This window comes from Ruminococcus sp. BSD2780120874_150323_B10, from assembly GCF_015553695.1.
GTDB classification, from domain to species: domain Bacteria; phylum Bacillota; class Clostridia; order Oscillospirales; family Acutalibacteraceae; genus Ruminococcoides; species Ruminococcoides intestinale_A.
This window is the reverse complement of record NZ_JADNHD010000001.1, coordinates 270,202-293,461: the sequence shown is the minus strand read 5'-3', so window position 1 is coordinate 293,461 and position 23,260 is coordinate 270,202. Positions and strand designations below refer to the sequence as shown.

General features: G+C 36.3%; 22 protein-coding genes and 2 pseudogenes. 14 read left to right on the top strand and 10 right to left on the bottom strand.

From position 1 onward, the window contains the following. Positions 1 to 233: 233 nt before the first annotated feature. Both I2E21_RS01445 and I2E21_RS01440 read left to right on the top strand, forming a co-directional pair. Positions 234 to 593 (top strand): annotated as a pseudogene (locus I2E21_RS01445) (transposase); the annotation flags it as partial. A gap of 297 nt (positions 594 to 890) precedes the next feature. Then, a pseudogene (locus I2E21_RS01440) lies at positions 891 to 1,106 on the top strand (IS3 family transposase); the annotation flags it as partial. Positions 1,107 to 1,383: 277 nt separating this feature from the next. Here I2E21_RS01440 and I2E21_RS01435 read toward each other — a convergent pair. The 7 genes from I2E21_RS01435 to I2E21_RS01405 all read right to left on the bottom strand — a co-directional run bounded on the left by I2E21_RS01435 (position 1,384) and on the right by I2E21_RS01405 (position 10,019). Next, on the bottom strand, positions 1,384 to 4,470 hold the full coding sequence (locus tag I2E21_RS01435) for a dockerin type I domain-containing protein (protein WP_195410176.1): 3,087 nt from the start codon (positions 4,468 to 4,470) through the stop codon (positions 1,384 to 1,386). Positions 4,471 to 4,483: 13 nt separating this feature from the next. Further along, a complete protein-coding gene (locus tag I2E21_RS01430) occupies positions 4,484 to 4,969 on the bottom strand; it encodes a hypothetical protein (RefSeq protein ID WP_186934509.1) in 486 nt (161 codons plus the stop codon). A gap of 67 nt (positions 4,970 to 5,036) precedes the next feature. Beyond that, a complete protein-coding gene (locus I2E21_RS01425) occupies positions 5,037 to 5,453 on the bottom strand; it encodes a hypothetical protein (protein ID WP_195410175.1) in 417 nt (138 codons plus the stop codon). A 154-nt stretch (positions 5,454 to 5,607) separates the two neighbouring features. Further along, the gene (locus I2E21_RS01420; RefSeq protein WP_195410174.1) at positions 5,608 to 6,225 is read right to left on the bottom strand and encodes a response regulator transcription factor; all 618 of its coding nucleotides are present in this window, start codon (positions 6,223 to 6,225) and stop codon (positions 5,608 to 5,610) included. Further along, positions 6,218 to 7,360, bottom strand: a complete 1,143-nt coding sequence (locus I2E21_RS01415; protein WP_195410173.1) for a hypothetical protein — start codon at positions 7,358 to 7,360, stop codon at positions 6,218 to 6,220. Before I2E21_RS01415 ends, I2E21_RS01420 begins: the two co-directional genes overlap by 8 nt. 266 nt (positions 7,361 to 7,626) lie before the next feature. Then, positions 7,627 to 9,426, bottom strand: coding sequence for a hypothetical protein (locus tag I2E21_RS01410; RefSeq protein WP_195410172.1), 1,800 nt, complete (start codon positions 9,424 to 9,426; stop codon positions 7,627 to 7,629). A gap of 56 nt (positions 9,427 to 9,482) precedes the next feature. Beyond that, entirely contained in the window at positions 9,483 to 10,019 is a 537-nt protein-coding gene (locus tag I2E21_RS01405) for a hypothetical protein (protein WP_195410171.1), read from the bottom strand. A 456-nt stretch (positions 10,020 to 10,475) separates the two neighbouring features. Between I2E21_RS01405 and I2E21_RS01400 the strand changes: the two genes are divergently transcribed. The 4 genes from I2E21_RS01400 to I2E21_RS01385 all read left to right on the top strand — a co-directional run bounded on the left by I2E21_RS01400 (position 10,476) and on the right by I2E21_RS01385 (position 13,708). Beyond that, positions 10,476 to 10,685, top strand: a complete 210-nt coding sequence (locus tag I2E21_RS01400; RefSeq protein ID WP_022234514.1) for a FeoA family protein — start codon at positions 10,476 to 10,478, stop codon at positions 10,683 to 10,685. Between the two features lie 12 nt (positions 10,686 to 10,697). Then, on the top strand, positions 10,698 to 10,919 hold the full coding sequence (locus I2E21_RS01395) for a ferrous iron transport protein A (protein WP_022234513.1): 222 nt from the start codon (positions 10,698 to 10,700) through the stop codon (positions 10,917 to 10,919). A gap of 80 nt (positions 10,920 to 10,999) precedes the next feature. Then, a complete protein-coding gene (locus I2E21_RS01390; protein ID WP_195410169.1) occupies positions 11,000 to 13,492 on the top strand; it encodes a ferrous iron transporter B in 2,493 nt (830 codons plus the stop codon). Positions 13,493 to 13,519: 27 nt separating this feature from the next. Further along, positions 13,520 to 13,708 (top strand): FeoB-associated Cys-rich membrane protein, encoded by a 189-nt coding sequence (locus I2E21_RS01385; RefSeq protein ID WP_022234511.1) that lies wholly within the window; start codon positions 13,520 to 13,522, stop codon positions 13,706 to 13,708. Positions 13,709 to 13,924: 216 nt separating this feature from the next. Here I2E21_RS01385 and I2E21_RS01380 read toward each other — a convergent pair whose 3' ends face one another. After that, positions 13,925 to 15,019, bottom strand: a complete 1,095-nt coding sequence (locus tag I2E21_RS01380) for a leucine-rich repeat protein (RefSeq protein WP_195410168.1) — start codon at positions 15,017 to 15,019, stop codon at positions 13,925 to 13,927. A gap of 127 nt (positions 15,020 to 15,146) precedes the next feature. Between I2E21_RS01380 and I2E21_RS01375 the strand changes: the two genes are divergently transcribed. Both I2E21_RS01375 and I2E21_RS01370 read left to right on the top strand, forming a co-directional pair. Further along, positions 15,147 to 15,395 (top strand): helix-turn-helix transcriptional regulator, encoded by a 249-nt coding sequence (locus I2E21_RS01375; RefSeq protein WP_022234254.1) that lies wholly within the window; start codon positions 15,147 to 15,149, stop codon positions 15,393 to 15,395. A gap of 49 nt (positions 15,396 to 15,444) precedes the next feature. After that, the gene (locus tag I2E21_RS01370; RefSeq protein ID WP_195410167.1) at positions 15,445 to 15,723 is read left to right on the top strand and encodes a helix-turn-helix transcriptional regulator; all 279 of its coding nucleotides are present in this window, start codon (positions 15,445 to 15,447) and stop codon (positions 15,721 to 15,723) included. Between the two features lie 90 nt (positions 15,724 to 15,813). Here I2E21_RS01370 and murC read toward each other — a convergent pair whose 3' ends face one another. Next, a complete protein-coding gene (murC, locus tag I2E21_RS01365) occupies positions 15,814 to 17,199 on the bottom strand; it encodes a UDP-N-acetylmuramate--L-alanine ligase (protein ID WP_195410166.1) in 1,386 nt (461 codons plus the stop codon). A 159-nt stretch (positions 17,200 to 17,358) separates the two neighbouring features. Between murC and rlmD the strand changes: the two genes are divergently transcribed. From rlmD to I2E21_RS01335, 6 genes are all read left to right on the top strand, one after another. Next, the gene (gene rlmD / locus I2E21_RS01360) at positions 17,359 to 18,729 is read left to right on the top strand and encodes a 23S rRNA (uracil(1939)-C(5))-methyltransferase RlmD (RefSeq protein ID WP_195410165.1); all 1,371 of its coding nucleotides are present in this window, start codon (positions 17,359 to 17,361) and stop codon (positions 18,727 to 18,729) included. A 309-nt stretch (positions 18,730 to 19,038) separates the two neighbouring features. Then, a complete protein-coding gene (locus tag I2E21_RS01355) occupies positions 19,039 to 19,800 on the top strand; it encodes a hypothetical protein (RefSeq protein WP_195410164.1) in 762 nt (253 codons plus the stop codon). 4 nt (positions 19,801 to 19,804) lie between these two features. Beyond that, a complete protein-coding gene (gene mutT / locus I2E21_RS01350) occupies positions 19,805 to 20,218 on the top strand; it encodes an 8-oxo-dGTP diphosphatase MutT (RefSeq protein WP_195410163.1) in 414 nt (137 codons plus the stop codon). Between the two features lie 376 nt (positions 20,219 to 20,594). Further along, on the top strand, positions 20,595 to 21,434 hold the full coding sequence (locus I2E21_RS01345) for a hypothetical protein (protein ID WP_195410162.1): 840 nt from the start codon (positions 20,595 to 20,597) through the stop codon (positions 21,432 to 21,434). Between the two features lie 23 nt (positions 21,435 to 21,457). Beyond that, positions 21,458 to 21,721, top strand: a complete 264-nt coding sequence (locus I2E21_RS01340; RefSeq protein WP_195410161.1) for a hypothetical protein — start codon at positions 21,458 to 21,460, stop codon at positions 21,719 to 21,721. Positions 21,722 to 21,732: 11 nt separating this feature from the next. Next, the gene (locus I2E21_RS01335; RefSeq protein ID WP_195410160.1) at positions 21,733 to 22,680 is read left to right on the top strand and encodes a DUF1848 domain-containing protein; all 948 of its coding nucleotides are present in this window, start codon (positions 21,733 to 21,735) and stop codon (positions 22,678 to 22,680) included. 50 nt (positions 22,681 to 22,730) lie between these two features. On the opposite strand, the gene I2E21_RS01330 is transcribed toward I2E21_RS01335, so the two are convergent. Next, positions 22,731 to 23,141, bottom strand: coding sequence for a hypothetical protein (locus I2E21_RS01330; RefSeq protein WP_243240571.1), 411 nt, complete (start codon positions 23,139 to 23,141; stop codon positions 22,731 to 22,733). Between the last annotated feature and the right edge of the window lie 119 nt (positions 23,142 to 23,260).

The window sequence follows — 23,260 nt, the reverse complement described above, 5'->3', positions numbered from 1 at the left end:
TAACTAAAACAAGGAAAAATTAGCGGTATATTTTTCTTACCGGTCACAGAGCTGATTTCCTTTGGTGCTGCAATCATACTGCTTATGATTTACAACAGAAAGTCAAAAAACAAGCTGCCCTCTTGAATCATAGACGAGCTTGTAAAATAAAGTGTGTAAGTTAGAAAAATAGCTTGCACACTTTTTGCATTTGCGGGAAAGTGTGCTACAATGGAAGTAAGGACAGAAAAGGAATGAACGAAATGGCAAAGAAAAAGGAAAGCACACCGGGTGAAAACCTCGCAAAGCAGATCATAGAACAGTATCATCCGAAAAGCGTTGCAGATATGCAGGACGCCTTGAAAGACATTTTCGGACCGATGTTTGAGGCAATGCTGCAAGGCGAAATGAACAATCACTTAGGCTATGAGAGCAACGATCACGGTGTAAAATCAACCGATAACCGTCGTAACGGCTACACCAATAAGAAAGTCAGGACAAGTGCAGGAGAGGTTGAAATTAAAGTTCCTCGTGACAGAGTTTCAAGCTTTGAACCGAAGCTTGTACTGAAGCGTCAAAAGGATGTATCTGAAATTGAAGAAATTGTTTCCATATTATTGCATTAACTTTTTTAGCACTTGTACTATCAAATATATCAGTACAATTTACTTTACAAAAAAATCCTGCCTCTGATTTGTTTCCATCAATATCATAATGGTAAGTTTTTATAAAGCTAATATTTCTTATATCAAGGCTATCTTTAGGAGATTTACAAATTCTAACATTATAAGAAATAGCATTCCAAAAATGAAATACTACATATCTAAAACCGTCGGGAGCATCATATTGGAAAAGTATGTTCGTTCCAATATTTGATAATTTAGCAATGTTAGAATAGTAGCTATCTTTGTATGTCAAGAAAAGGAAATTGTCACGATAACTCTGTTATGGAAAATTTCTTTGGAATATTAAAGCAAGAAATATATTATGGAAAAGTTTATTACAGCTATGAAGAGCTTAAACAAGCAATTATCAAATACATTGATTACTACAACAACAAGAGAATCAAACAAAAACTCGGCTGGTTAAGTCCGGTTGAGTACAGGATTAATGCCTTAGTTGCATAACAAAAGCGTAGCAGCTAAAAGCCACTACGCTTTCAAATCTAACTTTTGGGGGTCACCACAATGTGAGTGCTGTTTTTATTGTACTCGAGCTTCTTCCTGTAATTTGATGAGAAACAGCTTTGCATTGGAAGTTTTGAATTCACCGATTTTGCGACAGCCTTCAACTAAATACTCGAATTAATATTTTTTCTTTGTATTTGCTATAGGCTGGTGAGATTTGAAATCTGTTCATATTCGTAATCATTATTGTGATAGATTTCGATTTGCTTTCTTGTATTTATAATCCAACACCACTTGAAATTGCAATCTGAATTTGAGTCATATCGTTTACATTAATCTGACCGTCGCAATTTATATCCGCCGCTTGTTTCTGAGTTTCTGAAAGTACCACATCACCGGTAAGGTGTCTTTGACCTAATGTAACATCAAGAATAGAAAGCGTTCCGTTACCGTCAATGTCACCAAGGAGAACATCGCTTGTTTTATCAAATGTATAGCTAATATAATATTTCTTATTTTTTCCGCCGCCTTCTTTTATGAATTTAGCATTATTGCCGTTTACCTTTGCCGTAACTGTTTCAATATCGCCCCACCCATAAATAGGAGTAACCTCAATTTTTACTGTATAGGATTTATTGCTTATAAATTTACTGTCAGTCGGTGACCATTCAATTTTGTTGATATTTACATTGCCGGCAACGCAACTTGCCGTTTTGGCAGGTGCAGCACCAACTGTTGGAGCTTTGATATTAACCTCAATGTTCTGGGTTTTGTATTTGTCCGGCACGCTAACATTGATGTCAAATATCATATACCTTTTTCCGTTTGCTCTTTTTAATGTGCCTACGCTGTCTATGCCATTTACTCTTCCGTAAATGTTGTTGTTCAGTTCATAACCGCTTTTTGGAATAATCTCAAGTGCAAGACTCAGTTTTTCGCCTATAGAAATTTTGTAGCTGTCATCAAGACGCTTTCCGTACTTTGCCCACTCTACTTCGCCAATCGTGTATAGTGCATTTTCGGAGGTTTTAGGCTTTTTGTAATCACCGATTGTTTTGTTATTACACATATCATCAAAATTGTCAAAGTAAATATCGTTCATATATTTGAGCTTTTTGTCGATTTTGATATTTACTATATTTGAATGTACGGTATTATTGCCACTTATAGCATCGCAGTATATCTGTTTGCCGTTAAGCCAGTCGCTGACATTGGTAATAAATAATTTTTTGCCTCCGAATGATGTGGAAAGCTCACCGTATCCGTTGGTTAATATATAGAGCCAGTCAATTTCTTTGCCATTTTCATCAATAATATGCCATTTATATGTGTCTGCATTTGTTGCATTAATATCAAAGGTAACAGCGTCACCAAGGTTTGGAGAATACCCGTCTGTGGGCTGAGTTGTAATAACCGGATTTGGAGCTATTATTTGAAGATATTTTTTACCTAATGAGTTTGATACAATATTTATGTCAACTTTTTTTTCGTCATCATATACTTTGCACTTTGAAGATATTACATTTGAAAAATCAACCCTTCTTGCTAACCATTGGTCAGTTATTTTGGGCTTTTTCAAGAAAGTAATTCCGTAAGAGCCTACATATGCGCCACCTGAGATAACGGGGAGATAATCAGAATCTGATGTTGTTTTTATGCACACAGCACCTTCAAAATTATAATTATTTTCATCAAATAGTTTGAAATACCCGCCGTTAATGTTAAATGATTCCATATTTGTTGCTTCAACAGCAGCTTTTGTAGCATAGTAGTTTCCGCCGTTGATTGTGAGTTTACCGCCGTTTGCTACAACGCCAAATGCCTGTTTACGTTCATAATAGTCATCATATTCAAAGTTACCTTGGTTAATTGTAGCGGTTGTATATTCATCAAATACAATCGCATTATACAGTCCGCCAAAATGACCGTTATTAATAGTTATATTTTTATAGTCATTCTCGTAAGCGTTTTTAACTAAAGTACCGATTACAGGGCCTTTTGATGTTGCTTCAAATTCACCGCCGTTAATGGTGACATTGCCTCCCGTAATGTTTATAGCCGGTTTTTCGGTATATGTTGTATATATGCCACCGTCTATTTGCAGATTTCCTTTTGAAATAACGCAAGGAAAATCATAGTAAAACTCTGTGCTTCTTGCTACACCCTTTATATTGCTCAATCTTAGGCTTGCACCCTTTGCAACATTAAATATACATCTGTTATTGTTTCCTGAGAAAAAACTGAATGTAGTGTTGTTATCGTTTAAACTTGAAGTATCAAACTGAAGTATTCTAAGACTACCACGTTTAATGTTAAAAAGACAATCATCATAAAGGGTTTCCCTTGAAATTTTAAAGTTATTCATATTAATAGTAATTTCAGCTTTTGGATCATCTAAGCATAACTCATTATTTCGTTTTGAGTCTTCTATAACTTCATAGCCATTGTAACTATTGGAAAAATTTATAGTAATCCATTGCTTTCCGCCTTTTGCAAGTGCGGCTTTAAGCTCGTCATAGCTTTTAACAATATTCTGATTGCTTCTTTTTGGAATTGTAAGTGAATCAAATTCATAATTGCAGCCGCCGCATTTTTTATACCATCTGCCATCTGTTGTATTGGTAGGCTGCTTGTCAACATACCAATGCTCTCTTCCTTTATAAGATGATTCGCTATGAGTATAAACCGTATCAAGCATTTTTTTACCGCAGGTTTTGCATAACTCATAATGCTCAAAAATGTCATATGCCTTTGCTCCGCTTGTGTGGATATGGTCTTTAGGAGAACAAATAATTCTTTTTGTCGCACATAATAAAACAGTATCGTTATCGGAAAGATAATTGGGATCAATATAAGTATCATCCGGAAGCTGACTTTTCAATGTGGATACAGGCATAAACATTCTTTCTTCCGATCCTTCAAGCAAATTGTTATCTGTATCATAAAATTCAACATCTGCTTGCATTCCATATGGTATTGTTTGATTTCTTACAACAAACATAGAATAAAAATAATAACTTTCTGTATCAACAAACTTTGGAAGGTCATTCATTTCTTCACTCAGTTGATCACTCATTGAACCGAAAAGAGTTTTATAGAAATTTTCAAATTCTTTTGGTTCAATTGAAGCACTAATACTGTCGTTGTCTGAACTCCAAACTGTACCAAGTAATTCGTACTTTAAATTACCGCTGTATTTAATATTATGATCAGGTTTTGCGTCAGGTCGTGGGTAGGTAATATTGCTGATTTTTATGTTACAGGTTACTGCATTTGTTGATATAAGCGACAATGGCAATACAGAAACAGCCATAAGTACCGAAAGCCCAATGCTGAGCAGCTTTTTTGAGAGTTTTGCTTTCATATTTTTTCCTCCTTTATTTTGAATTGCAATATTTTTTTGCTAATAAATATAAATAGTTTTGAATATCAGTATCAAAGCTATAATCCGATACTGTAAGTTCTTGCTGATTTTCCCACTTTGTCGTGATTGAGTATGTAGTTATGTCGCAAGCATCGTATGGTATATTTTTATGATTGCTATATAAATTATAAAGATTATTTTTTTTTGCGAAATTTTGAATTTTTAAAAACTCATTATAAGCTATTTTTTTATTTTCAAATTCTATATGCTTACCGCTTAATTCAAAATTCTCAATGGTACAATCTGCTGAAAAGTAAGCCTTACTGTCTTTTGTGTATGCTGTAAAGCTATAACAATAATTATAGTTTGAATGGTTACAACTTATGCTTATATATTCAAGCTGAGGTGAAAAAGTTGATTTGTTTTTATCTTTGCAACTGTTAAATAAAAATATATTGAGTATACACAATAAAATCACAACCGATTTTTTCATTTTCAAAATAATAATATTCTATAAAACAAATAAAGGCAGATGAGTAAAAACACATCTGCCTTGTAATTTTCTATCAGTTAGACTTCTTATTCATTACCGCACCAACAATAAAGAGTACAGGTAATACAAGGCCTATTACGAGTGACACGAAATTAAAGCCACTACCGCCAACCGCACCAATAATAATGCCGAGTAAATTAAATATTGCAACAATAATACCGAACACTAAGCACGAGGTTGCTTTTTCGGGCTTTGTACAATTTTTTACACCAATGATACCTGCAATAAGCTCAGCAACCGAACCCAGAATCATAACAACACATGAAGTATAAATTATTGTCGGATTAAGTTGAACAGAGGAAAGGTCGCCGTCTGTGAAGTAAGTTAAAGTACCTACACTTGCAATGGCAATAATGCTCATGATAATAGAAATTGCACCGCCGATAATCATTAAAATACCAACGACTTTAAGTAATCCTTTTCCTTTCATTAAAAAAACCACCTTTTCAATATATTTGTACAGGAGATATATCCTTGATACAATTATATTGTACAGTAACTTATAATATTTTGCCCTACCCATTTGGGTAGTTTTGGCAAAATTACTGTAAATAAAAGGTGGCAAAGTTATATTTTGTTATATTTTAATATAGAGGGTTGATGTAACCGCTTGAAATCATAATAATTGCAAGCTGAGCAACACTTGAGCATCCGGTTTTTGAAAGCAGATTACCAATGTGATATTTTACTGTGTTTTCCGAGATATAAAGCTCCGAGGCAATCTCTCCTCTTGATTTATGCTTGCAAATTAATCTGAGAATTTGCATTTCTCTTTCAGTAAAAGGAGTTTCACCCTTTGGCAAAGGAATTGTTTTGGGTTCAGGAAAATATTTTTCTCCATTGAGCACTTTTCGTATTGTATCAATAAAAAATGTCATACTTTTGCTTTTATATACAAATGCGTCTGCACCTGCCTCTTTAGCACGAGGAGAATAAGATATTTCATCAAAGCCGCTCATAACCACTACCTTAATATCTTTAAAATTCTGTTTGATATTTTCTGTAGCAACAAGTCCGGAGGAGTAGCCCTCTGTGCATACATCTAACAGTACAATATCGGGACTTAGCCTTTCACATAAAAGCACACAATCGTTCGCATTTGCACTTTCGCCAACAACGCAAAAATCATCTTTTTTCTCAAACATTGCTTTAAAAGCTTCTCTGACAGAAGTGTGGTCGTCAACAATCAATACTTTAATCATAGTTTTCACCCTCCTTTACGGTTAACTCAACTGCGAAATGCGGATATGGTGTAACACTGAGGGTTCCACCGAGCATTTCTGCTTTATTTTTAAGTCCGGAAAGTCCTGTGCCAAGTTGGATTGTAGTACAGGTATTTGTTCCGTTATCTGTGATTTTAAGAGAATTAATACCATCCTTGCTCTTGATTTCTGCACGCACTTTTGTTGCAAGTGAATGTCTGACCGCATTTGTACTGCATTCTCGTATTGTTTCTACAAAAAGTGCGGCTATATCATTATCATACGGCATTTCTCCGATTATTGCAAGCTCAACACCTATTGATGACATTACTTCTTGCAGGAGAATCAGACTTTTATCAGATGCATTTTTTTCATCCGATAATATATCTTTCATTATACTGTTACAGAATTTTTCAATAGCGTCAGCGTCTATATTATCATCTTTATTCTGTAATTTTCGCAAAAGTACAGAAAGCTTTTGTCCCAGTAAATCGTGTACTCTTGTGCGTATCTGTAACAGAGCACCCTCTTTGCATGAGGTTTCAAGATTATTTAGCTGAAAATTCAGTTCATTACCTTTTTGAACAAGTCTTGCTTTCAGGCTCAATAGCTCCTGCATTGCATTCATCTGTTCTGTAACATTTGTGGAGGTAATCAGAAAGTATGGTTTTTTCTTTATATACATTTCGGTTTGCTTAATCATATAATAAGAATTTTTAACTTTGCAAACTGTTTGCTGATTTTGTGTGTTGGAAATATTACGGATTTCGTTTATAAACTTTATTCCGCTTGTAAATTCTTTATTAAAAATCTCCGTCATCAAATTACTTATGCAATGATTTGCAAGCAGAATCTGCCCGTCATTTCTGCAAAATAAAATTCCTGTATTGAGTGCGTCTATTGATTCCTTTACAGAAAGCGGAGTTATAGTGTTTCGTTTTAATTTACTTGCTTTTAATATTAAATGTACACTTCTTATAATAAACATTATCAGTGCAGTAAAAAGAACAACTGTAAATGTACCGTTTGCAAGATGATTTGCAAATGGCAGCAATGGCAGAGCAAAGCATATTGATAATGTTATGTGTGCTTGCTTTAAATAAACAGCAGTTGCAATAAGCATAATTAAAAACAAAATGGATGCTATGTACCCAACAGCTAAATATTGTTCGGGATAATAAATTGATATATTAGTTTGGTAATAAATGCAGGAATATATATAACCATAAATAAATTGCAGCAGTATTACGGAAAATTCAAATGATAGTTCGCAAACATATTTAAAACCTTTTGCTCCACTGTTAAATTTGTATATAAATGCAAAGCATTGCATACAAATGCCTGCAATTATCAAGATACAAACTAAAACTCGCTCAAATTCAGGATAAAAATAAATGTAATTCATTGCTTTTCACCACCCTTAAGCAAGAGCCAAATGCCAAGGTTATCGTCATCATTTTGCTCGATGATTTTACCACCCGATTTTTCAAGTGAAATCATAAATTTTTTGTCAAAAATATTACTGTTGATTTTCGTTGAGCTAATCACCTTTATAGAAATTTCCTTATCGGATATTTCTGTGCGAGCAAATATGTATTCGCATTTTGTTTGTGTTGCTTCGTCAAGAATGTTGTACATAAACTCATACATAAGATTTGCGTGTTCAATGTCAAGCTTTTTATTGCCGTTATTGGTGCAGAGCAGCTTTACTTTGGAATATTCTGCAAAGCTTCCGAGTTCGTCTATATACATACTTAGTTCATCAGAGGAAAAATATTTTTCCTCAAGAGCAATAAAAAACATATTACACCTGCGTTTTATGTAGCACAAAAGTAATGCGGCTTTGACAGTAAGCAGGGAATTATTGTTTTGATTTTTCATCTTTTCAGGTAAACGGGAAAGCAACTTGAGTTTATCGGAAATTTCACTTTCAAGACTGTTGCAGATGTCAATTTTTTCCTCGTTTTGTAAGTATTTTCGCCTTGCTTTTTCTTCTTTTCTGATTAAGGCATTGGTTGCCCTTAGCTTTTCTACAGTAGTTTTAGTATTTGAATACATTTTGTTCAGCTGAGAAATATCGTCCTGCCAAACAACATATCCGCCGGAAATTTTCTTGCTGAAAAGCAGTGTGTTCTCATCAAGTTTTATTGGATTTTTACCGTTAATAATGCTGCCTTTTTGTTTATCGGTAAGGCAGTAGTCGAAATTTGCGGTAATTTCTTTTTCAAAATAATTGTTGAGAATTTCCATTTTAAGTGGTGAATTTTTAAAAAGATTTTTGTATTTTGTGTTGGTGGGAATAAGACTGCTACGCAAGCATACTTCCATAAATGCGAGGATAATAAATGTGATAACTACCGTCATATCACCCTCAAAGGCAAACGGCAGACGCATTACATAGGCAACAGTATATAAAAAAATCAAAAGAAAAAAAGTAACAGGGTAAAAAATATTTAGCTTATTCGGACTTTTTATACTGCGTACTATAAGCCACAACAATACAATGAAAGTTTGTAATCCAATGCACAGCATAGATAAATAATATACAATGCCGTAGGTGTATTCAGAGGAACCGTTTTCAATTCCGTTATAAAACGAAAAAGCAAGCTGATGGTAGTCATTTGTGTATATCAGACATAGCAGAAATAGTTCAACCACTATAAAAGGCAGAATCCGCAGCGGTATGATTTTGTTGCTGCTTGGTTTGTCTGTTACGCTTGTTAAATATAACAGACCTGTTGCTATACCGAATTGAAAAAGATAGTAGCTGTACCAAAGCTGTCTTTCAATCATCGGAGAATTAATTTGCCACTTAATGCACCTCGCTGTAAGCCATAGAATAAGCATTGAACCGATAATAATAAAAGATAATTTAACCCTTTTGTTAATTACTCTCAAGCCAAGCACAGCTATCCACAGCACTGTTAATGTAATGAAAAATACTGCTGACAAAATATGCTCTTGTCCGTCTGCTGTTGAATATCTGCGTTGCTCAAAAACTGTTCTCCTCATCTTTTTAATAACATTTGTTGATTGCTCGTTAAAGTGCCGGTAATCGGTATAAATAACAGCGTTAGAATATTTTTCTTGGGTAGGATACAGGAGAGATGCGTTGTTATATGTTCGCAAGTCATTTTGATTTATATTATTGCAGAGATTGTTTTCAAAACATAGTGGGTATGGTGAAATTATTCCTTGCACAAAAGAAAGCGTACCATCATTTGGAATAATAATGTCTATATTTTTGTTACCTCGTTTTAGTTTAACAGCCTGTGTATCGGTGCAGATCCATATTGGAAGTTCAGTATTGCTGTTGCTGAGTCTGCCATTTCTTTCAGGTAATTAATGGCATCGTCAAGACGGTAATTTTCTTTTTTAAGCGAATAGCCGATTGATGCGGTAATGTAATTATAATAATCTGAATCTATATAGATTTTTTCTTCAACACCTGCAAGAGAATTAAAGCTGTTTATGTTTTCTTTTACTTTGCCTGTGTCAACTGCTATTACTATCGTTGTGATATAATGTGGATACCAATAATAATGCCCGCCACTATCCATAAGGCTTTTTGCAAGCAGTTCATCAGCTTGAGCAGCATAACCGTTATTGAGATTATCTACTACCGAACTTTCGGATATAACTAAATTATATTCATCATTATCGCATTTTAATGCATTAAAGTAATCCTCGTTATTGACTGAAATGGTCTTTATATGGTTCATACAACCGTTAAAAAGAGTACAAAGCAAAATTAAGAGCATAACCAAAATTGAAATTTTAATCTTTTTGTGCATTACTTCACCGCCTTTTAGCTTTAAATTAATTTTATTGTATGCAAAATTTGAAAGTTACATTATTATGAATATTCTAAAATTGTAACATAAAATTTCGTATAAGACAAATTTTAAAAAATAAAAACCTTAGCAAGCGGTGGCAAAAAACCACCGCTTGTTTATTGTTTATATAAAAATAATTCATATTTTTGCTTTGCAATTGCATAATATTGATATGTAAAAGATTTGCGATAAACAGATGCGAAAAAGTATTAAAAAGAATATATCAATTTACCGAATTAAGTAATATAAAATTTGTCAATTTAACGAAATTAGTGTTGAATTATTTTAAATTTATTAAACTTATTGACTTTTTAATATAAAAGTAGTAAACTAATAATCAGTTAGCGGGTGCTAACTTTTTTGTACTGTCAAAGTTAGTTAGCACTAATGCTGTATAGCGAGGATGGTGAGCTTATGCCTTTAACATTTGCCGATCCGGGCGTTGAAAACATTATTAAAAAAATCGGAGGTAACTCTGAGGTTCGTGCACATCTTGAAAACTTGGGTTTTGTTGTTGGCGGCACAGTTACAGTTGTTTCTTCAATGGCGGGTAACCTTATTGTTAATGTAAAAGGAGCACGAGTTGCAATCAGCCGTGAAATGGCAAGCAAAATTATGATTTAATGGAGGTACAATATGAGAACTCTGAGAGAAGCAAAAATCGGAGAAACCGTAAAAGTTGCAAAACTTAACGGTGCGGGCGCTATTAAGCGCAGAATTATGGATATGGGTATTACAAAGGGCGTTGAAATTTATATCCGTAAAGTTGCGCCGCTCGGTGATCCTATTGAAGTTACAGTAAGAGGTTATGAACTTTCTTTGCGTAAAGCCGATGCTGAAATGATTGAACTTGTTTAAGTTAAATACGGGGTTTATCCCCGATATTTTTAAATTCTAAGTTAGTCTAAAATAACTAAATCTATGAGAGGAAGACACTAATGGGTATTAAAATTGCACTTGCAGGTAATCCTAACTGCGGTAAAACAACCCTTTTTAACGCTCTTACAGGTTCAAACCAGTTTGTTGGTAACTGGCCGGGCGTTACCGTTGAGAAGAAAGAGGGTAAGCTCAAAAAGCACAACGATGTTGTAATTATGGACTTGCCGGGTATTTACTCACTTTCTCCTTACACACTTGAAGAAGTAGTTGCTCGTAACTACCTTATCGAGCAAAGACCTGACGCAATCCTTAACATTGTTGACGGTACTAACCTTGAGCGTAACCTTTACCTTACAACACAGCTTACAGAGCTCGGTATCCCTGTTGTTGTTGCCATTAATATGATGGATGTTGTAAAGAAGAGCGGAGATAAGATTGACACTTCGGCACTTGCTAAAGAGCTTGGCTGTAAGGTTGTTGAAATTTCTGCTTTGAAGGGCACAGGTATTATGGAAGCGGCAGAGGCTGCAATTGATGCTGCCGAGAACACAAAAACTGTTCCAATGCACACATTTAACGGTGTTGTTGAGCACGCTATTGCTCATATTGAAGAGGCAGTAGTTCACGAAATGCCTGAAGAACAGCAGAGATGGTACGCTATCAAGGTATTTGAGCGTGATGATAAGGTTATGGCAAAGCTTAACCTTAGCGACGAAATTAAAAAGCATGTTGAAACTGACATTGAAAATGCCGAAAAAGAGCTTGACGATGACAGCGAAAGCATTATTACAAACGAAAGATATATTTACATAGCTACTATTATTAAGACTTGCTATAAAAAGAAGAGCAAGGGTAGCCTTTCAACATCAGATAAGATTGATAAGGTTGTTACAAACCGTTGGCTTGGCCTTCCGATTTTTGCCGTAATTATGTTCCTTGTTTACTTCATTTCAATGCAGACTGTAGGTTCAATGGCAACAGACTGGGCAAATGACGGATTGTTCGGTGACGGTTGGCATTTGTTCGGTATAGGTACTTCACAGGCAGAAGAGGCAGAAGAAACTTACGGCGATTCAGATGCAATCATTGAAGCTTTCAATGAAGAATACGGTAATGACGATATTGCAGCTGCAATTGATCTTGAAGATGAAAATTATTCTGAAGATGCAGCAAAAGCAGCGCTCTCTCAGCTTGTAACATTAACTCCTGCCGATGCAAATGTTACTTATTCTGTTGAAGATGAAGAAACACTTGAGGTAACTGAAACTCCTAATACAACAAAGGCTCAGTTGCAGGAGGCAGTAGACAATTATCTCAATACAGATTACAAAGAGGCTTACGGCGCTCCTGACGCAAGCACATACGGTGTTTGGGTTCCCGGTATTCCTGTTCTTATCGGCAACGGACTTGACGCTATTAATTGTGCCGATTGGCTCAACGGTCTTATCCTTGACGGTATCGTAGCCGGTGTAGGCGCAGTTCTCGGCTTCGTTCCGCAGATGCTTGTACTTTTCTTACTCCTTGCTTTCCTTGAAAGCTGCGGTTATATGGCTCGTATCGCATTCGTACTTGACCGTGTATTCCGTAAGTTCGGCCTTTCAGGTAAATCATTTATTCCAATGCTTGTCGGTACAGGCTGCGGCGTTCCGGGTATTATGGCTTCTCGTACAATTGAAAACGAGCGTGACCGTCGTATGACAATTATGACAACAACATTTATTCCTTGCGGTGCTAAGATGCCATTTATCGCTATGATCGCAGGTGCTATTTTCGGTGGTTCACCGTGGATTGCTACATCAGCTTACTTCATCGGTATGGCTGCAATTGTAGTTTCGGGTATTATGCTTAAGAAGACAAAGATCTTCTCAGGCGATCCTGCTCCGTTCGTTATGGAACTTCCCGCTTACCATCTCCCGACAGTAAGCAACCTTCTCCGTTCAATGTGGGAGCGTGGCTGGTCATTTATCAAAAAGGCCGGTACAATCATTCTTCTTTCAACAATCATTGTTTGGTTTACAACATACTTCGGATTTGTTGACGGTCAGTTCCAGATGCTTTCAGAGGATCAGATCAGCAATTCAATTCTTGCCGCTATCGGTAACTGCATTGCTTGGATCTTTACTCCGCTTGGTTGGGGCAATTGGCAGGCAGCCGTTGCATCGGTTACAGGTCTTGTTGCTAAAGAGAATATCGTTGGTACAATGGGTATTCTTTATCCGGGCGGATGGTCAGAAATCGGCGGTGCTTTCACAGCAATCAGCGGTTTCTCATTCCTCGTATTCAACCTCCTTTGTGCTCCTTGCTTCGCAGCTATCGGTGCTATGAAGAGAGAAATGAATAATGCTAAGTGGACCTGTTTTGCAGTAGCTTACCAGTGTGTATTTGCTTATGCAATCGCTCTTATGATTAATCAGTTTGGCGGACTCTTTACAGGTAATGTAAATGTTATCGGTCTTATTTTCGCTGTATTGGTACTTGCATTTATGATTTATATGCTCGTAAGACCATACAAAGAGGCTAATACATTAAAAACTTCTGTAAAGGTAAAATAATTTAGATTTTGATAGAGGAGGATGTATATGCTTACTTTTTTACTTGATAATATTGGTACAATAGTTGTTTTGCTTATAGTTGTTGCTGTAGTTGCCGCAATTATTATCAGCCATTTCAGAGCAAAGAAAAAGGGCAAATCTTCTTGTGGCAGCTGTGGCTGCGGATGTGCATCCTGTGCAATGGCAGGTAAATGCCACTCTAACAACCATAAATAATTATTGCTGACAAAAGCGACCGAGCATTTTAAGTGTTCGGTCGCTTGTTTTGTTTTTTGATTATTTTTCAATAGTTGGGGGTAAATTATGGTTTTACGGAATGATTTATCAAGCAATTTGCTGAATCATAATTAAATATTACAACAAATATTTGGATAACTCCTTATAAATAAAACAAGGCTATCGCATTTTAACCTTGCGATAGCCTTTCTTGTATTAATTGATTTTTGGGTTGTTGTTTGAAATATAAATCTGCAATGCGGTTACATCGGAAACCGAAAGTTTCCCGTCTTTGTTCATATCAACGCAGTTAAACAGTTGCTTGTTTGTTTCGTCAATAAAAGCAGAACCGTCGGTGTTTTTGTTGCCTGCAATGTGCATTTGCAAGTATGTAACATCATTTACATCTATAATACCGTCTTGGTTAGCATCGCCTGTGAGAATTATTTCATCTATTGCAATAAATTCAAAATCATTTTCTTTTGCATAAGTTTCTGCATATGTTCCAATGTAGCCGTTTATAGTTAGTATATTACAATTTTCAAATGAATCACGGGCTATAAAACTAACATCTTTAGGAATAATAATGCTTTTTAAATTAGTGCAATTATAAAAAACTTTATTACCTATAGAAGTTACATCTTGCGGTATAGTGATTTTTTGTAATTTATTACAGCCTGCAAAAACTCCATAACCAATATATTGTAAATTATCAGGTAGTTTAACATATGTTAAATTAATACAATTTTCAAATACAGACTTTGCTAAACCTTTTGAAAAGCCATTATCTGAAAGTTTATCCGGAAAATTAACTGTTTCTAAACTCTCACAATTACCAAAGGCAAAATCATCAACATAGGATAAACTATCCGGAAGATCTATTCTTTTTAATGATAAACAATTTCCAAATGCTCCTACCAAAATTTTTGTCAACGAGTTAGATAGTTTAATGGTTTCTAATGATTGACAATTATAATATGCACCGTCATATATTGATAGTATATTGTTTGACATTTCAATATTTTTAATACTTATATTGTTTTCAAATGCACCTTTGCCTATACTCGTAACCTTTTTTCCGTCAATTTCATCAGGAATAGTTACATCACTATCATTACCCACATACTCGGATATTTCTACAGTACCGTTATCAAGTAATGAATACTCATAATCTCCACTTGTCAAATAATCTGATGATAAAACCGAGTTATTACTTTCAATCACTGCCGCACTTACAGGCAGTACGGAAAATGCACTTGTCATCATAAGTGCAGACAGTATTACGGCTGTTAATCTTTTAACTTTTTTCATTTTTTATCGCTCCTTGCGTTATTTAATTTATTATTCGCAATTGACACTCACTAAATGTCAATTACAGGTGTATTATAGCATAAAATATTCTTATTGACAAGCACTAAATGTCAAAGGAGTATAAAAAATGTTTAAAAATAAAAATGAAAATATGAATAATGTATGCGGAAAGAGGATTGCGGAATTAAGACTTGCATTAAATCCTAAATGCAGTCAAAGACAGCTTGCTGAAAAATTGCAGCTTTTTGGATTGGATTTAGACAAAAATGCAATTCAAAGAATAGAATGCGGAAAAAGATTTATAACAGATATAGAAATAGTGGCTTTTTGCAAGGTATTTGAAATTCAGCCTAATGATATTTTTGCTATGGTATAAAATTAAAAGTCTGATATAAATATTATGATACTTGTATTGGAGTGTTGGTATGTTAAGCAAAAGAATTCGTGAATTAAGGTTTTCGCTCGGACTGAATCAGGTGCAATTCGGACAGGCTCTTAATGTAACAAAGCAGACTATCAGTAATTGGGAAAACGACAATATTCAGCCGTCTGTGGAAATGCTTATTAAAATAGTAAATACCTATTCAGTAAGTGCCGATTATTTGCTTGGTATTAACGAGAGGGAAACCGTTGATGTTTCGGGGTTATCTCAAGAGCAGATTGCTCATATACAAATGATAATTGACGATATTAGAAATAAATAATTATTCAAGCAAAAAATCAGCCTGATTTCGTATGAAGTCAGGCTGATTTTATATCTGTTAAATTTTAATTCCTTTAAATGAAATATGAAATTACTTATTCTCCTCATTATACTTAAGCTGATTGTAAATCATATTGGCGCACATATAAACATTGCCGCCGCCCATTGTGAGAATGAGGTCGCCCTCTTTTGCGTTTTTGCATACATAGTCTGTAATTTCTTCAAAAGTGTCAAGGCAAACCGAGTTTGGTACTTTTGCGCCGAGGTCGGTTGAGTAAATATTATATGTGTTTGTTTCTCTTACAGGGAGAATTTCAGAAATAATCGCAACATCCGGAATCTTAAGAGCCTCTGCAAAATCATCAAGAAGAAGTGCTGTTCTTGAGAAAGTATGCGGCTGGAAAATCGCCCATACTTTTTTAAAGCCCATATTCATTGCGGCATTGAGTGTTGCGGTAAGCTCTGTCGGGTGGTGAGCAAAATCGTCTGCCACTGTAATTCCCTCGGGTGTACCGAGAATTTCAAAACGGCGGTGAACACCTCCGAATTTGTGGAGATTTTCGGCGATTTCCTTAGGTGTTGCACCAAGGTAATGTGCGGTAGCCGCTGCGGCAAGTGCATTATAAATGTTATGCTTGCCCGGAACAATCAACTTAATATTTGTAAGGAGTTCACCCTTGTAATATATGTCAAATTGCTCGTGAACACCCTTGTCTGCAGAAATATTTTCTGCTCTGTAGTCGCAGTTTTCGCCAAAGCCGTAGGTGATTTTTTCAATGTCAACATCGTTTACTGCATCAAGTGTGTTTTGGTCGTCACCGTTGATTACAAGCAAACCTGTAGTCTGTTTTGCAAATTTATTAAATGACTTTTTAATGTTGTCAAGATTTTTAAAGTAGTCGAGGTGGTCGGCATCAATGTTAAGTATAATAGAAATAAACGGATTAAGCTGTAAGAATGTATCAACATACTCGCAAGCCTCGCAAACGATAATGTCGCTCTGACCTACATAGCTGTTGCCGCCGATAAACGGAAGTTTGCCGCCGATAATTGCCGATGGGTCAAAACCGCTGCCGATAAGTACCTGCGAAAGCATGGCTGTGGTTGTGGTCTTGCCGTGAGTACCGGAAACCCCAATACTTCTCTTGTATCTTCTTGTTACAACGCCGAGCATAACGCTTCTTTCAATGCAAGGAATACCCTGTTCAACAGCTGCTTTTCTTTCCGGGTTATCTTCTTTGATAGCGGCAGAATATACCACAAGCTCTGCACCGTCAATGTTCTCTGCACGATGTCCCATATATACGGGAATGCCGTAGCCTTTGATTCTGTCGAGTGTCTCACCCTCATTCATATCCGAGCCTGAAAGCTGATAGCCCTCGCTGTTTAAAATCTCTGCAAGCGGACACATACCGCTGCCGCCGATGCCGATAAAATGTATCCTTTTTATATTATCAAGTAAAATGTCGTAATTCAAAACACTCATTCTCCATTCACAAAAATTCTATCTTATATTATAAAGCTATAGTCAAAAAAAATAAATACCTTTTTTCAATTTGTAATATATTTTTTCGTATTTTAGTTTTTATATTGCCAATTTATATTAAAAATGTTACAATATAATCGGTGATAATCAGTGAATTTAGTTAAGAATGATATTATAAAATTAAACATAACTTCGGCTACCGCAGAGGGCAGCGGCGTAGGAAAAACAGAGGACGGAATAGCGGTGTTCGTACCGCTCTCAGCCATTGGCGATGAACTTGAAGTAAGAATATTAAAAACAAAGAAAACTTATGCTTTCGGTAAAATTGAAAATATAATTACTCCGTCTTCTGCAAGAATCGAGGCGGACTGCCCGCAGTTCTCAAAATGCGGAGGCTGTACTTGGCGGCATATTTCTTATGAAGAAGAATTAAAAATAAAATCAATGCGTGTTTACGATGCGGTAACACGAATAGGCGGAATTAAAGACTTTGAATTTAAAGATATTATCAGCTGCGAAAGACCTGACAGATACAGAAATAAGGCGCAATTTCCTATAGGTAGGGCAAAAGAAGGAAGTGCGGTGTTCGGATTTTATTCATTTCATACGCACAGAATTATTCCGTGTGATGACTGTTTATTGCAGCCTGAAGTTTTTAATTCTGTAATAGAAATTACAAAAAGATTTATAGATAAAACAAATGCTGATATTTATGACGAAACAACAGGCAAAGGCAGATTAAGACATTTATATATGCGTCTTGGTGAAATTACTGACGAACTTATGGTTTGTTATGTTGTCAACGGCAACGGCTTAAAACAGGAAGACGAACTTGTCAGAATGTTAAAAGACGGCTTGCCTAACCTAAAAAGCGTAATTATTAATTCTAACAGAGAAAAAACAAATGTGGTTTTAGGCAAGAAAAATCGTGTTGCATACGGCAGTGACCACATTACCGATGTTTTATGCGGACTTAAATTTAAAATATCACCGTTTTCATTCTGGCAGGTAAACCGTGCCCAAGCAGAAAAACTGTACGGTAAAGCAAAAGAATACGCAAACCTGCAAAACGACGAAATTCTGCTTGATTTATACTGCGGAACAGGTACAATAGGACTTACAATGGCTGAAAACTGCAAAACACTTGTCGGTGCGGAAATTGTCGAGGATGCTATAAAGAATGCAAACGAAAACGCAAAAGCAAACGGCATAGAGAACGCAAGATTTATTTGTGCCGATGCATCAAAGGCAGCGGCTCAACTTAAAGCAGAGGGACTTCAACCTGATGTCGTAGTGCTTGACCCGCCAAGAAAAGGCTGCGGCGAAGATGTAATTTTGACCGTAGCACAAATGTCACCGAAACGAGTTGTGTATGTGTCTTGTGATCCCGCAACCCTTGCAAGAGATTTAGAAATTTTCGAGTCAAACGGCTATAAAACCAAAGAAGTAACACCTTGCGATATGTTCCCAAGAACAGCGCATGTGGAGACGGTCTGTTTGCTGTCAAGAAAAGATAAATAAGTGCTGAAAAGTGGCGTATTTCCGGGCTTTTTGCGAGGTGAGTATCATCAGAGAAGCCTTGCGGAAAGCTCGGTTTTCTTGTAGGGAAACATATCTACTTTTTAGTCTGACCGAAGAAAAAGTGGATGAGCGAAAAAATGCGGTAGGGTTTAGGCTGTGGATTAGATGTCATATGTTGTGGCACGGGGATTGTTGTCAGAGCCGACCGCAGTTTAGGCTACTCGATATCAAGAGGCAGAGTTGGCAGTGAAATAGATAACAAGATGTATTTTTAATTATTAATAATTCCAAGATAATGGGTGATGACAAATGAATTTATTAAATTTAAAAGTCAAGCACAAAGTATTTGGCAACGGAGTTGTGACAGGAATATCTGACAACTTACTGACTATACAGTTTGCTTCAAAGGTATCAAATTTTGTTTATCCGGACGCCTTTGAAACATTTATTGTTGCGGAAGATACCTCGGTACAGTCTGAAATTTTGTCAGAAATTGAAAATAACAAGAGAGCTGTCAGGAAACAACGTCTGGCAGAGGAGACAGCACATAAAGCTGAAAAAGAACTGCGGGTTACAGAGAGAAATGGTACTCCTTCACGAAGAATTCGCAATAACATTGAGGATGGCTTTGGACCGGATTACAACGTTAGACATTTAGCTAAGCAGCCTATTCTTACATATAAACAGGTAGAAGAACAATTTGGTATCAGAATTGCTGGCTTTGGCCGAGGAATAAATAGAACACCATCAACAGTAGTGCTCGTTTCATCCATTGATAAAAAGAAGGCTGGCTTTGTTTACCACGACCACTGGACTACTGATGGAGACTATATTTATTCCGGTGAAGGAAAGACTGGAGACCAAACAATGTCACTTGGCAATAAAGCTATTGTTGATGCAGAAAATGACGAAAAAAAGATTCACCTATTTGTTAAGTTCTCGCCGCAAGAATATTATTATCAAGGCGTTTTTTCTTTAGTAGATTATACATATGAAGATGACAAAGATGAATCTGGAAATATGCGCAAAGAGTATAAATTTCGATTACGGAAGCAGTCGGTAGAGGAATAAAACAGTGAAGACAATAAAAGTAGTGGCCGCAGTTATATGTGACTCTTTAGAAAATACAACCAATTTATTTGCTACAGTGAGAGGCTACGGCGAATTTAAGGGCAAGTGGGAGTTCCCCGGAGGGAAGGTTGAACCAGGCGAGACACCGCAACAGGCACTTGTTAGAGAAATACAAGAAGAACTTGCTGTAAAAATAGAAGTTGGTGAATTGATTGATACCATCGAGTATGATTATCCGACTTTCCATTTAAGTATGGATTGCTTTTGGTGTAATGTTACCGAGGGTGAAATAAAACTCAAAGAAGCAGAGGACGCGCGCTGGCTTAGTAAAGATGAATTATACAGCGTTAATTGGCTGCCGGCAGATATGGCATTAATTAAAAAAATACAGAATAGCCTAATTATGCGAGATGGCTGAATTGTTGTCAGCATTCTATAGGCTATCTGAAAAATCTATCAAATTAACTTTTTGGGCATTTGGGTACTTGTTCCCGAAATAGCCTTACTTTCACAAACTGAGATGTAGTATTAATGTCAAGGGCTGATAATTAAAGTGTAAAAAACCGCTTTTTCCCCAGCATTTTGAGTGATATTGTCTGACATACATCTCACTCATTTTCCTATTCGAAAGTGAGTAAGAGGAAATATATGTCGAATCAGAAAAATTGAGTTGGTGTATTGTATGGTTGACAGTGACAGATGTTCAGCACACCCGATTGTTTAGAAAATTGAGTGTGCGAAATGGATATCAGAGAAATGATTCATAAATAGTGTTATGAGAACGAGGTGAAAGAATGTTAGCATATGATGAGAATAACGTGTTGTGTGAATATGAGGAAAACAGTTCTATTGCTGTCTGTAGTAACTGCCATAAATTATATCACCGTACTGTAAGTGAACAAATCCCCGGTTTGAGGGAGCATGAGTACGATAATTGTCCATATTGCGGCTACGAGAATGGCAGTAGTATGTCTTATGATTATTCAAATTCAAAACTGACAAAAAAAGAATTAAAAAGGCTTAAGAAAAAATCTTTGTTGGATGTTGTGGTCAATTACTGCCACAGGCAATACATCACAACTACATGTGATGACTGTGACCACAATTCTGCCTGTCCGGGAACGCCTTGCGGGAACTGCAAACAATGTCTTGAAGAGGTTCACTATCCAAGTAGATATCCGTTGGGTCGAAAAGATTATGAATGTGAACGTATGATGCATTTTTATGTTTGTGATTATACAGCAAAGTATGCGTCAGAAATGCTTTACCTTATGAGAAAAAGCGACGCAATGATGGAAATTGAGAAATATCATGTGCTATCTATCGGTTGTGGCGCTTGCCCAGATCTTATGGCATTGGAGCGCTTTTGTCATGAGACTTCACCAAGTAAAACAATAAGTTATTTGGGGATTGATATAAATAAACGTTGGAAAAGTATTCATGAAAAAATAGATACCTACAAGACGTCAACCGTGAAAAAGACACGGTTCAAGTATTGGGATGCTGTGACGAAAGATTTTACAATCTCCGATGCCAATGTTGTTGTTTTACAATATATAATTTCACATTTTTACAATACTGGTCAATCAAACAAATTAATGCATTCTTCCAAAAACTTGTGGATACTATTATAAGCCATAAGCAGGAGAATGTTCCAATGGTGATTCTTATTAACGATGTAAACAGTGTAAACAGGGGAAGGGACTATTTTTCTGACCTTATTGATAAGTTGAAGGCGGCCGATTTCCATGAAAGTTGCGGAAAGTTCTATTTTGATTATAAAATAGTAAACCCTGCGCAAAGATATGGTGAGAGGCATGCTTCTAGCCAAACGGTTTTCAATTTGCCAAAAGAATTTGATGGTATATATCAACCGTGGCATGATTGCTCAAGCGCCCAATTACTTATCGAAGTTCAGTAGGAGGTGATTCGATGATAATAAGCGCCAGTCGAAGAACGGACATTCCAACATATTATTCTGACTGGCTTTTTAACAGGCTTAAAGAAGAATATGTATTGGTCAGAAACCCGATGAATATCCATCAAATAGGTAGGATAAATCTGTCACCCGACGTTGTTGATGGAATTGTCTTTTGGACAAAAAATCCAGTACCTATGCTGAACCGTTTATCGGAACTTGAAAGATATAATTATTACTTTCAGTTCACGTTAACAGCTTATGATAAGGATGTGGAGCCAAATATTCCATCCAAAAACAATATAATAATTCCTGCATTCCAACAATTATCTAAATCAATAGGAAAAGAAAAGGTCATCTGGCGATATGACCCAATCTTCTTCAATGATAGATATACAATGGAATACCACTGCAAATATTTCAGGGTTCTGGCAGCAAAATTGGGGGATTATACGGAAAAATGCACCGTGAGTTTTCTCGACTTCTATCGCAATACGGCAAGAAATACTCAGCCGCTAAAAATCCATCCAGAGTCAAAAGAGCAACAAATAGAACTGATGCAAAGGTTTTCTGAAATCGCAAAAGAGTATGGTTTCTATATAGACACCTGTTCTGAAGCAATCGATCTTGATAGATTTGGAATAACACATGCTCACTGCATTGATAGAGAACGTTTTGAACGGATAGGAAAATGCAAACTTGCTGTAGGAAAAGATCAGAATCAGCGGCCAGAATGTGGTTGTATTGCTAGCATTGATATTGGAACATATAACACATGCAAAAATGGTTGCCTTTATTGTTATGCCAATTATAGCCATAATACAGTCATGCGAAATACTCAGGTACATAATCCTTTATCCCCTCTTCTTTTCGGAGAAGTTTGCCATGACGATGCAATAAAGGAACGTAAGATGGTATCACTCAAGGAATGTCAGCTTACATTGTTTGATTCAATGGAATAAGCATTAGCCCTCTCAACCATCATGGCTGGGAGGGTTTAGTGCATTTATGCTTATCTTTCAACATCGACCTTAAGTCCGGATTTCAATTCAACCGTACAATGGTCATTCCAAATTGTAATTTGCTTAAGCCATCGTTTTACCAATGTCTCATCGAAAACTTCGAGGGTAGCACTTTGCTGCTTAATGAAATCCTGCAGCTCATTGATACGCTGAATCTGTGCGTCTCTGGCGGCAGTGTCAACAGTGCAATTTTCTCGCTGTTCACGGAGCTTAAAAATCTGGTCTGCAATCTCATCATAGGCTTCCTTGTTGTTAGCCTTTTTGAGAAGCTCTTTCTGGAGTTCCATCAGTTGCTCGTCAATGCCATCCGTGGTGATTGCAGCGGAAGCTCTGATGACTGATGCAATATTCTGCTGTAGCTGTTGCTGGTATTTGGATTTATCACCAAGCAACTCATTCAAGGCTGTGAGAACGATTTCCTGCAGGTCAAGTTCGTTTATGGTTTTGGCGTGGCATTCAAGGCCGGTGGGTTCTAGCTTGCTGATGCAGCGCCAGACGATGGACTTAACACCTCGGTTAT